Genomic DNA, 899 nt, shown 5'->3' with positions numbered 1-899 from the left:
TCTACCGCTGGCCGGCGGAAGGCCATCCGCTGGCACCGGCAGCGCGCTTTGTCGCAGGTTATCAGTCGCTCCAACCACTGGAGGAGGAAGAGATTGGCATTCTCTTCGATCTGATCCGTGCCCGACTTGCGCTCATCGTCAACATCGCCAGTTGGCAGGCCGAGCGTTTCCCGGCCAAGCGCGACTACGTGCTGCGCCTCGCCACCGAGGTCTGGGCTTCGCTTGAAAAGCTTGATGGTCTGTCGTCCACCGATGCCCGCCGCTATTTTCTCGACCATTCCAATCCGGAGTAGATGCTCGTGCCCCAGTCCTCGCCGTATCCCGCAAATGCCGACGCGGCTGCATCGGAGCGCGCGCTGCTCGAACGCCGCGCCAGGCTGCTCGGGCCGACCTACCGCGCCTTCTACCGCAACCCTATTCATCTGGTGCGCGGCAGCGGTGTGTGGCTCTACGATGCCCAGGGCCGCAAGTTCCTCGACGCCTACAACAACGTCGCCTCGGTCGGCCACTGCCATCCGCGCGTCGTCGAGGCACTGTCCGGGCAGGCCGCAACGCTCAACACCCACACACGCTATCTCAGCGAGATCATCCTCGATTACGCGGAAAAGCTTCTCGGCACCGTTCCGGCCCATCTCGGCCACGCGATGTTCACCTGCACCGGCAGCGAGGCGAACGACCTTGCCATCCGCATTGCCCAGCATTCCAGCGGCGGCACCGGGGTGATCATCACCGATTTCGCCTATCACGGCGCCACCATAGCGACGGCGCAACTGTCGCCGGCGGCGGTCGGGGCAAAGGGGGTACCAGCGCACCACCGCACGGTGGCAGCGCCGGACACGTTCCGCGACCATGGCCGGGCCGCGCATGATTTCGCCGGAAATGTCGCCGCTGCCATAGAG

The 899-nt window shown here is 65.1% G+C and carries 1 protein-coding gene and 1 pseudogene; both read left to right on the top strand.

What is annotated here, in order from left to right:
• Positions 1-293: pseudogene (locus EN969_RS33115) on the top strand (serine kinase); the annotation flags it as partial.
• Positions 294-899, top strand: a 606-nt coding sequence (locus EN969_RS33110; RefSeq protein ID WP_164758755.1) for an aminotransferase class III-fold pyridoxal phosphate-dependent enzyme, incomplete at its 3' end; no start/stop codon positions are given.

This window comes from Mesorhizobium sp. M7A.F.Ca.CA.003.01.2.1 (genome assembly GCF_003998945.1).
Taxonomy (GTDB): domain Bacteria; phylum Pseudomonadota; class Alphaproteobacteria; order Rhizobiales; family Rhizobiaceae; genus Mesorhizobium; species Mesorhizobium ciceri.
Note: the sequence above shows the minus strand (reverse complement) of the source record. Positions and strands in the feature narration are given on the sequence as shown.